The organism is Micromonospora sp. NPDC004336 (assembly GCF_053602615.1).
This window is the reverse complement of the sequence record NZ_JBSGDY010000213.1, coordinates 1-8,880: the sequence shown is the minus strand read 5'-3', so window position 1 is coordinate 8,880 and position 8,880 is coordinate 1. Positions and strand designations below refer to the sequence as shown.

Annotated in this window: 7 protein-coding genes; 5 read left to right on the top strand and 2 right to left on the bottom strand. The window is 75.6% G+C overall.

Annotated elements, in window-relative coordinates; genetic code table 11:
* The 3 genes from ACWENR_RS27695 to ACWENR_RS27685 all read left to right on the top strand — a co-directional run.
* A partial coding sequence (locus tag ACWENR_RS27695; protein ID WP_452279887.1) for an SDR family NAD(P)-dependent oxidoreductase occupies positions 1-1,790 on the top strand: 1,790 nt, incomplete at its 5' end.
* Positions 1,787-4,999 (top strand): non-ribosomal peptide synthetase, encoded by a 3,213-nt coding sequence (locus ACWENR_RS27690; protein WP_452279886.1) that lies wholly within the window; start codon positions 1,787-1,789, stop codon positions 4,997-4,999. The genes ACWENR_RS27695 and ACWENR_RS27690, both read left to right, overlap by 4 nt.
* Positions 4,962-6,116 (top strand): hypothetical protein, encoded by a 1,155-nt coding sequence (locus ACWENR_RS27685; protein WP_452279885.1) that lies wholly within the window; start codon positions 4,962-4,964, stop codon positions 6,114-6,116. The genes ACWENR_RS27690 and ACWENR_RS27685 overlap by 38 nt, the downstream gene beginning before the upstream one ends.
* A gap of 1 nt (position 6,117) precedes the next feature.
* Here ACWENR_RS27685 and ACWENR_RS27680 read toward each other — a convergent pair whose 3' ends face one another.
* Complete coding sequence (locus ACWENR_RS27680) at positions 6,118-6,843, bottom strand: ABC transporter permease (protein WP_091097021.1); 726 nt, start codon at positions 6,841-6,843, stop codon at positions 6,118-6,120.
* The gene (locus ACWENR_RS27675) at positions 6,827-7,783 is read right to left on the bottom strand and encodes an ABC transporter ATP-binding protein (protein WP_452279884.1); all 957 of its coding nucleotides are present in this window, start codon (positions 7,781-7,783) and stop codon (positions 6,827-6,829) included. Before ACWENR_RS27675 ends, ACWENR_RS27680 begins: the two co-directional genes overlap by 17 nt.
* A gap of 90 nt (positions 7,784-7,873) precedes the next feature.
* Between ACWENR_RS27675 and ACWENR_RS27670 the strand changes: the two genes are divergently transcribed.
* Both ACWENR_RS27670 and ACWENR_RS27665 read left to right on the top strand, forming a co-directional pair.
* Positions 7,874-8,500 (top strand): TetR/AcrR family transcriptional regulator, encoded by a 627-nt coding sequence (locus ACWENR_RS27670; RefSeq protein WP_452279883.1) that lies wholly within the window; start codon positions 7,874-7,876, stop codon positions 8,498-8,500.
* 140 nt (positions 8,501-8,640) lie between these two features.
* The gene (locus tag ACWENR_RS27665; RefSeq protein WP_452279882.1) at positions 8,641-8,841 is read left to right on the top strand and encodes an MbtH family protein; all 201 of its coding nucleotides are present in this window, start codon (positions 8,641-8,643) and stop codon (positions 8,839-8,841) included.
* Positions 8,842-8,880: the final 39 nt, after the last annotated feature.

Below are 8,880 nucleotides of genomic sequence, written 5' to 3'. Positions count from 1 at the left end.
TCCTGGTCATGCTGCAGACCTTCTCGCTGCCCGGGCAGTTCGCGCACATGGCCGAGGCCCTGCTCTGGCCCCTCGACGACGGCCCCGGCGTGCCGGGCGGCGCGGCGGCGCTGCGCGACCGGCAGGCCCACGGCGCGCACGCCGCCCTGCACCTGCTGCACGCCCAGGCCGCCCGGCACCCGGAGGCCCGGCTGGTGCTTGTCACCCGCGGCTGCCAGCAGACCGACGCCGGCCCGGTCGACCCGACCCACGCCGCCGTCTGGGGGCTGGGCCGGGTGGCGATGACCGAGCGGCCGGACGCCGACGTCGTCCTGCTCGACCTGCCGGCCGACGGCGGCGACCCCGACGCGGACGCCGCCGCCGTGCTCGCCGCGCTCACCGCCCCGGCACCGCCGCCGCAGCAGGCCGCCCGCCCGTCGGGGACGCTGGTGCCCCGGCTGCTGCCGGCGCCGGCCGAACAGCCGGAGGCCGCCACCGACGGTCCCGGTGCGCGGCACGCCGGCGACCGGCCGGCGAGCCTGCCCGTGCGCCCCGACGGCGGGTACCTCGTCACCGGCGGCACCGGCGGCCTCGGCCGGTTGGTCGCGGCCTGGCTGCTGGACCGCGGCGCGGGCCGGGTGTGGCTGCTGTCCCGGGGCGCCACGACCGCCGAGCCCCCGGCGGGCGAGGACGACCGGGTCCGCACCCTGACCTGCGACGTCACCGACCCGGTCGCGCTGGATCTGGCGGTGGCCGCCGCGCGGCGCGCCGGCCCGCCGCTGCGGGGCGTGGTGCACGCCGCCGGCGGCCTCGACGACGCCCCGCTCGGCGTGCAGACGCCCGACCGCCTCGACACCCCGCTGCTGCCGAAGCTGGCCGCCGCGCAGCTGCACCTCGCGACCCTCCACGACCAGCTCGACTTCTTCGTGCTGTTCTCCTCGCTGGCCGGGGTGGTCGGCACCGCCGGCCAGGCCGGGTACGCCGCCGGGAACGCCTTCCTCGACGCCCTCGCCGCGCACCGTCGGGCCGTCGGCCTGCCGGCGGTCAGCATCGCCTGGGGCCCGTGGGCGCGGACCGGGATGGCGGCGCGGCTGGGCGAACGCGAGCGGGAGCGGCTGGCCGCGTTCGGCCTGCACCCCCTCGACCCGGCCGACGGGCTGGACGTGCTGGCGGGGTCCGCGTCCGCGCCGCCGTGCCTGGTGGTCGCCGACGCCGACTGGTCCCGGCTCGCCGGGCACCTGCCGCGACGGTGGCAGCCGGGCCTCTACGCCGAACTCGTCGACGCGGCCCCGACCGCCCGGGCCGCCGGGCCGGGAGCCGACCGCCCGCACCGGGCGCCGGAGAGCCCGCGCGAGCGGATCCTCGCCGAGATCTGGGCGGAGGTCTTCCGGGTCGACCGGGTCGGCGTCACCGACAACTTCTTCGACCTCGGGGGCGACTCGATCCTCAGCCTCCGGCTGGTCGGGGCGGCCCGCCGGGCGGGCCTGCGGATCGCCGAGGCCGACGTCTTCGCCCACCCGACCGTCCGGGACCTCGCCGCGGTCGCCACCGACGACCGGCAGGACGACGGCCGGCGGGGCGGGGACGGGGAGACCGGCGGGCGTACGGACCCCGGGCCGGAGCACCGGACCGGGGAGCGCGCCCCGGCCGGCGGGAGCCGCCGCGCCCCGGCCGACCTGGCCGCGTTCGCCGACGCCGGCCTGGACGCGGGCGACCTGACCGCGCTGGCCGCGCAACTGGCCGGGGCGGGATCCGGCCGGCCGAACGGACGTCCCATCGCACCCGAGACGCTGAGGAAGGACAAGCCTTGACCGTTCCCGGAGTCGACAACATCTACCGGCTGTCGTACATGCAGGAAGGGCTGCTGTCGCACAGCCTCGCCGACCCCCGGGCGGCCTTCTACGTCGACCAGGTCGAATACCGGCTGCACGGGCCCGTCGACCCGGGCCTGCTGCTCGCGGCGTGGCAGGCGCTCACCCAGCGGCACGCGGTGCTGCGCACGTCGTTCCACTGGGAGGACATCAAGCAGCCCGTCCAGGTCGTCCGGGAGCACGTCGAGGTGCCCATGGAGACCCTGGACTGGCGGGACGTGCCCCCGGCGGAACTGCCGGCGCGGCTGGAGGAGCGGCTGCGCGCCGACCGGCTCCAGGGCTTCGACGTGCAGCAGCCGCCGCTGGTCCGGCTGACCCTCATCCGCACCGGCGACGAGGACCACACCTTCGTCCTGCGCTACCACCACCTGCTGCTGGACGCGTGGTCGGCGCTGATGGTGCTCGACGAGGCGTTCGCCAACTACGACACGCTGGCCGCCGGGCGGGAGCTGGAGACCGGGCCGGCGACCTCCTTCCACGAGTACGTCGGCTGGGTGCGGGCCCAGGACCTCGACGCGGCCCGGCAGGCGTGGCGGGAGGCGCTGCGCGGCGTCACCGACTCGACCACCCCGGCGTGGATCCGTCCCGCCGAGGGCGACGCGCCGGAGCCGTCCGGGCGGGACAACCCGGAGCAGGTGCTGCACGTTCCGGCGGAGACCGTGGCGGCCCTGCGGGAGCTGGGCCGGCGCCGCGAGGTCACCCTCGGCTCGCTGCTGCAGACGTGCTGGGCGCTGGTGCTGCGGGCGCACAGCGGGCGCGACGACGTCGTGTTCGGCGGCACGCTGTCCAGCCGCCCGTCGGACGTGCCGGGGGTGGAGCAGACCGCCGGCCTGTTCATCAACACCCTGCCGGTGCGGGTCCGCTTCGACCCGGCCCGCTCGGTCCTCGCCACCGCCGTCGCCCTGCAACACGAGCAGGCGGCGCTGCGCCGCTACGACTTCAGCCCGCTGGAGCAGGTGCAGCGGTGGAGCGACGTGCCGCCGGGCCTGCCCCTGTTCGACACCATCATGACCGTGCTCAACCTGCCCGGGGTGGGCGTGCTGCACCGGCGCAGCGGCGCTGTCGAGATCCGCGACGGGCAGTACCGCTACCGGACCAACTACCCGCTGTCGGTGCTGGTGATCCCCGAGGGCGACCGGCTGGCCGTCCGGGTCGGCTACGACCCCCGACGGGTCGGCCACGACGCCGTCGCCCGGCTGCTCGGGCACCTCGCGACGGTGGTCGACACGGTGGCGACGCGCCCGGACACGGCGGTGCGGGACGTGGACGTGCTGACCGACGCCGAGCGCGCCCTGGTGGCCGGCTGGGGCGGGACGTCCGCGCCGTACCCGGACGCGGCGACCGTGCACGGGCTCGTCGAGGAGCAGGCCGACCTGGGCGGCGACCGGGTCGCCCTGCGCGCCGGCGGCGAGTCGGTCAGCTACGGGGAGCTGGACCGCCGGGCCAACCAGCTCGCCCGGCACCTGCACGGCCTGGGCGTGGGCCCGGGCACGCCCGTCGGGCTGTGCCTGGGGCGTACCCCCGAACTGGTCGTGGCGATGCTCGCCGTGCTCAAGGCCGGCGGCTACTTCGTCGCGCTGGACCCCGGGCACCCGCCGGCCCGGCTGGCCGACATCCTCGCCGACGCGGGCGTCGCGGTGGTGGTCAGCGACCGCCGGCACCGGGCCGGCCTGCCGCGCGCCGGGGTGGAGACCGTGCTGCTGGACGCGCACCGGGACCGGTACGCCGGCCTGCCCGACGACCGGCTGCCCGCCACGGTGGGCCCCGACGACCTCGCCTACTCCATCTACACCTCGGGATCGACCGGGCGGCCGAAGGGCGTGCTCGTGCCGCACCGGGGGCTGTGCAACGTCGTCGCCGCCCAGCGCGCGCTCTTCGGGCTGGGCCCGGACGACCGGGTGCTGCAGTGGGCGTCGCCGACGTTCGACGCGTCGGTGTTCGACGTGGCCATGGCCCTCGGCGCGGGCGCCGCCCTGCACCTCGCGCCGGCCGAGCGGGTGGCGCCGGGCCCCGACCTGCGGGACCTGCTCGCCACCGAGCGGATCACCGCGCTGACCATCACCCCGTCGGCCCTGGCGGCCGTTCCGGTCGCGGCCCTGCCGGAGCTGCGCCTCCTCGTCCTCGCCGGCGAGGCGCTGCCGGCGTCGCTGGTGCGGCAGTGGCGCGCCCCGGGGCGCCGGGTCTTCAACGCGTACGGCCCCACCGAGGCGACGATCTGGGTCTCGGTGCACGAGTGCGGCCCCGAGGACGAGGCGCCGCCCATCGGCCGGCCCATCCCGAACGTCACGGTCCGGGTGCTGGACGCCGCCGGCCGCCCGGTCGGCGTCGGCGTCCCCGGCGAGCTGCACGTCGGCGGCGTCGGGCTGGCCCGGGGGTACGCCGGGCGGCCCGACCTGACCACGCAGCGGTTCGTGCCGGACCCGTCCGGCCCGCCCGGCGCCCGCCTCTACCGCACCGGCGACCTGGTGCGCTGGACGGAGGACGGCGAGCTGCGCTTCCTCGGGCGCACCGACCAGCAGGTCAAGGTGCGCGGCCTGCGCATCGAGACCGGCGAGGTGGAGGCGGTGCTGCGCCGGCACGACGACGTGGCCGACTGCGCGGTGGTGGCCCGCGCCTCCGACGGCTCGGACGGCACGCCGGACACCCTGGTGGCGTACGTGGTGCCGGCCGGCGCGGCGCGGGTGGACGCGGAGAAGCTGCTGGCGCACTGCGCGCAGGTCCTGCCGGAGTACATGCTGCCCGGCGCCGTCGTGCCGCTCGACCGGCTGCCGCTGACCAGCAGCGGGAAGCTCGACGTGCGCGCCCTGCCGTCGCCGCGCGACCTCGCCGGGGAGCGGGCGGCGCAGGCCGAGATGACGGTCACCGAGCAGGCGGTGGCGACGCTCTGGGGCCAGGTGCTCCAGGTGGACGGCCTCGGCCCCGACGGCGACTTCTTCGCCCTCGGCGGGACCTCGATCAAGGCGACCCAGGTGGTGTCGCGGGCCCGCCGGGCGTGGCAGGTGGACCTGCCGATCCGCAGCGTCTTCGAGAACCGCACGGTGACGGCGTTCGCCGCCGCCGTGGAACAGGCACTGGCCGCCCAGATGGATGACGACGATCAGGAGGTGCAGGATGGCGACGACCAAGGCGTGGGTGCTGCATGCCACTGAGCCGGGGAGCGAGCTCACCCGCGGGCAGTTGACGCTGGAGCAGATCCCGGTGCGCCGGCCCGGTGAGGGCGAGGTCCTCGTCGAGCCGCTGGTGGGCTGCTGGGAGGCGAACATGGAGCACGCCATCTCCCGGCACCCGGTGGACGTGGCCCGGCAGCGGGGTGACGACCGGATCGTGCTCGGCACCTGCGGGGTGGTCCGGGTGCTCGCGGCCGGGCCGGGGGTGCGGGGGCTGCGCGAGGGGCAGCAGTGCCTGTGGATCCCGTTCGGGGTGATCGACCGCAACGGCTACGCCGAGCGCATCTGCGCGTACGACGCCCCCGGCTCGCCGGGGCTGCTGTGCGGCCGGTTCGTCACGGAGGCGCGGCTGCTGGTGCCGCTGCCGGAGCAGAGCCGCCACCCGATCGAGCGCTGGGCGCCGTTCGCCCGGTACTTCACGGCCTGGGACAACTGGCGGGTGGCCCGGCGCTGCTGGGAGGCCCAGGTCGACGACCACTGGGACGAGCCCCCGCTGGTCCTCGGCTGGGGCGGCGGCGTGGTCTGGGCGCAGCTGGAGCTGGCCCGGCGGGACGGCTTCCGGACGGCCATGGTCTCCGGCCGCGACAGCCGGCTGGCCGCGATCGCCGCGTCCGGCGCCACCCCGATCGACCGCCGCGAGTTCCCCGACCTCGACTACGACGTGGCGAGGGCCTCCGGCGACCCGGACGCGCTGGACCGGCACCGGGACTCCAGGCGGCGCTTCGTCGAGCGGGTGATGGAGATCAGCGGCGGCCAGGGCGTCTCGATCTTCCTGGACAACATGGGCGGCGGGCTGCACCGGGTGACGCTCCAGTCGCTGGCCCGGGAGAGCGTGCTCGCCACCGTCGGCTGGAAGCACGGCATGCGGCTGTCGAACCTGCGGGCGGTGGAGTGCATCGGCCGGCACATCCACGTGCACACCCACGCCTGGCGGTTCCAGGACTGCGCCCGGATCCGGGACGTGCAGGAGAGCACCGGCTGGTTGCCCGAGATCAACGAGCCGGTGGCCTCCTTCGACGCCATCCCGCAGCTGGCCGACGCGTACTCCCGGGACGCGTTCGACAGCTACTTCCCGCTGTACGAGGTGACGCCGGCCTGAGTCAGGGCCGGCGGACGATCAGCCGGTAGGTCACCACGAGACCGACCAGGCACCACGCGCCCATCACGAGGTACGGGGTGCCGCTGATGCCGCCGACGAGCGACTCGCGCACGCTCTGCGCCATGTACTGGAACGGGAGCACGACGTGCACGGCCTGCAACCAGCCCGGTAGCCGGTCGACGGGGAAGTTGACGGGGGAGAACATCAGCGTGACGAAGACGACGAGCTGGGTCACCAGCCCGACCGCCGCGGGCGGGAGGGCGTGGGCCAGCCCGTAACCGAGCGTGGTGGCGGTCAGGGCGACGAGCAGGGCGGCGGGGATCACCAGCGGGCTCGGGTCCAGTCGCAGGTCGAAGCGGAACGCGGCGACGACCAGCGACAGCACGAGCCCGGGCAGCGCGCCCAGGATCCACACGGTGACTCCGGCGGCGACGGAGGCCAGCGGTGGGACGGGCAGCGTCTGGTCGAACTCGAAGCTGCCCTGCAACTTGCTCTGCGCCACCATGTTCGGGGCCATCACCAGGCCGACGGTGATGAGCCCGATGGTGGGGCCGCCGGTGGCGAGGAACGCGGCGCTGGTCGCGTCCACGTCGGGCAGCAGGTACGCGAAGCCGACGATGATGCCGACGGAGAGCCCGGCGGAGACGATCGCGAAGAGCGGGAGCAGGAAGCGCAGCCGCAGCGCGTTCCAGCGCAGCAGCAGGGCGTAGCTACGGAGCCACGACATCGTTGACCTCCTCGTCGGTCGCCGGCCGGTGTTCCTCCAGGGCGAGGTAGATGTCCTCGACCCGCATCGGATAGAGCGAGAAGTCCTCGATGGCGCCGGCGCTCTGCATGCGCGCCGCCCACTCGGTGGCGGCCACCGCCCCGGCGGTGTCGAGGGCGTACACCAGCCGCTGGCGGTCGCGGCGCGGTGGCTGCGTGGCGAACGGCGGCACGGCCGGCTCCGGGCTGCCGGCCGACAGGCTGACGTCGAGCCGCAGCGCCGGCCCGGCGCCGGCGCGCAGGTCGGCGACGGTGCCCTCGGCGACCACCCGGCCGTGCGCCAGCACCGAGAGCCGGTCGAGGATCCGCTCGACCTCGGTGAGGTTGTGGGTGACGAGGAGGACGGCCGCCCCGTCGTCGGCGAGCGACCGGACCTGCTGCCACAGCAGCCGCCGGCGCACCGGGTCGACGTCGTTGCTGGGCTCGTCGAGCACGATCACCCGGCCGGGTCGCACGGCGGCGAGGCAGTACGCGGCGAGGCGCCGGACGCCGCCGGAGAGGCGCTCGGCGGGGGTGTCGGCCCACTCGGTGATGTCGAGGGCCTCGAGCAGCCGCTGGGTGGCGGCGGCCGCCTCGGCCCGGCCGGCGCCCCGGATCCGGGCGACCAGGGTGATGGCCTGGCGGGGCGTGACGCCCATCAGCGGCACCTGGGCCTGCGGCTGTACCGAGCAGACCCGGTGGGCGAACCCGGGGTCGGCGACCGGGTCGCCGTCGCCGATGCGGATGGTGCCGCTGGTCGGGCGGATCAGCCCGGCGACCTGGTTGACCAGCGTGGTCTTGCCGGCGCCGTTGTGGCCGAGCAGGCCGTAGACCTGGCCGGCGTTCACCCGGATGCTGATGTCGTCGTTGGCCCGCACCCCTCCGCGATACTCCTTGCAGACATGGTCCACGCGCAGCACCATGACATCTCCGATACTGGTCGGTATTCAGATACCGCCGAGTATGCGGAATGCGCAGATTGTGGTCAAGCGGAATGACGGGAGAGTCGCCTGATGGAACGGATGGGGCGCCAGGAGCGGCAGCGGCAGAACCGCAACCGCCTGCTCGACGCGGCGCAGCGGCTGCTCGCGGAGCGGGGACCGGCGGCCTCCCTGGACGACATCGCCGCGGCGGCCGGCCTGACCAAGGGCGCGGTCTACTCCAGCTTCCGCAACAAGGAGGACATCATCCTCGCCCTGCTGGACCGGCAGCTCGACATCATCGGCACCGACCTGACCGCGGTGACCACGGGCGAGACCGACATGGTGCAGGCGTTCGCCGCCCTCAGCTCGGCCAACTCGACCGGCGACCGGGCCGGGGAGAACGCCGACTTCGCGCTGCTCATGATGGAGTTCTGGATCGCGGCCATGCGCAACCCTCGGGTGCGCCCCCGCTACATCGAGGCGCTGCGCCGCACCCGCGCCGGCATCGCCGCCCACCTGGCGGCCCGGGCCGACGGGCCGGATCCGGCGCTGGTGGCGCGTACGGCGACGCTGCTGCTGGGGCTCGACATCGGGCTGAGCATCCAGCGCCTCGTCGATCCCGAGTCGGTGCCGGAGACCTGGTACGCCGAGGCGTTCGAGCTGCTCGTCGGGCCGCTGTCCGACGACGCCCGGCGGGCCGACGGCGCCGGTGACTGAGCCCCCGCCGACGCGGGGGCGGGGCCGCCGCCCGCGCCGGGATCGAGTGACGGCCGTCGTTGCCCCGGTCGCGTCGGCTGGCATAGGGTTCGTGCGGTACCAGTGATCTCATCGACCGGTTCGTGACGGGGAGACGCGGGATGAGTTTCGAGGCGGAGCAGTACGTCGTCGTCCGCAACGCGGAGGAGCAGTACTCGATCTGGCCGGGGGACCGGCCGGTCCCGCAGGGGTGGCGGACGATGGAGGTCCGCGGCTCGCGCGAGGAGTGCCTGACCCACATCGAGAACGTCTGGACGGACATGCGCCCGGCCAGCCTGCGGGCGGCCGCAAGCGTGGCCTGACCGGTCGGCGGCGCGCCGCCCGCCGCGGTCGCCCCCGGG

Excerpts from the sequence above, each read along its gene's own strand:
- ACWENR_RS27680 (WP_091097021.1), bottom strand. The coding sequence starts at position 6,843 with ATGTCGTGGCTCCGTAGCTACGCCCTGCTGCTGCGCTGGAACGCGCTG.
- ACWENR_RS27685 (WP_452279885.1), top strand. The coding sequence starts at position 4,962 with ATGGCGACGACCAAGGCGTGGGTGCTGCATGCCACTGAGCCGGGGAGC.
- ACWENR_RS27670 (WP_452279883.1), top strand. The coding sequence starts at position 7,874 with ATGGAACGGATGGGGCGCCAGGAGCGGCAGCGGCAGAACCGCAACCGC.
- ACWENR_RS27665 (WP_452279882.1), top strand. The coding sequence starts at position 8,641 with ATGAGTTTCGAGGCGGAGCAGTACGTCGTCGTCCGCAACGCGGAGGAG.
- ACWENR_RS27675 (WP_452279884.1), bottom strand. The coding sequence starts at position 7,783 with ATGGTGCTGCGCGTGGACCATGTCTGCAAGGAGTATCGCGGAGGGGTG.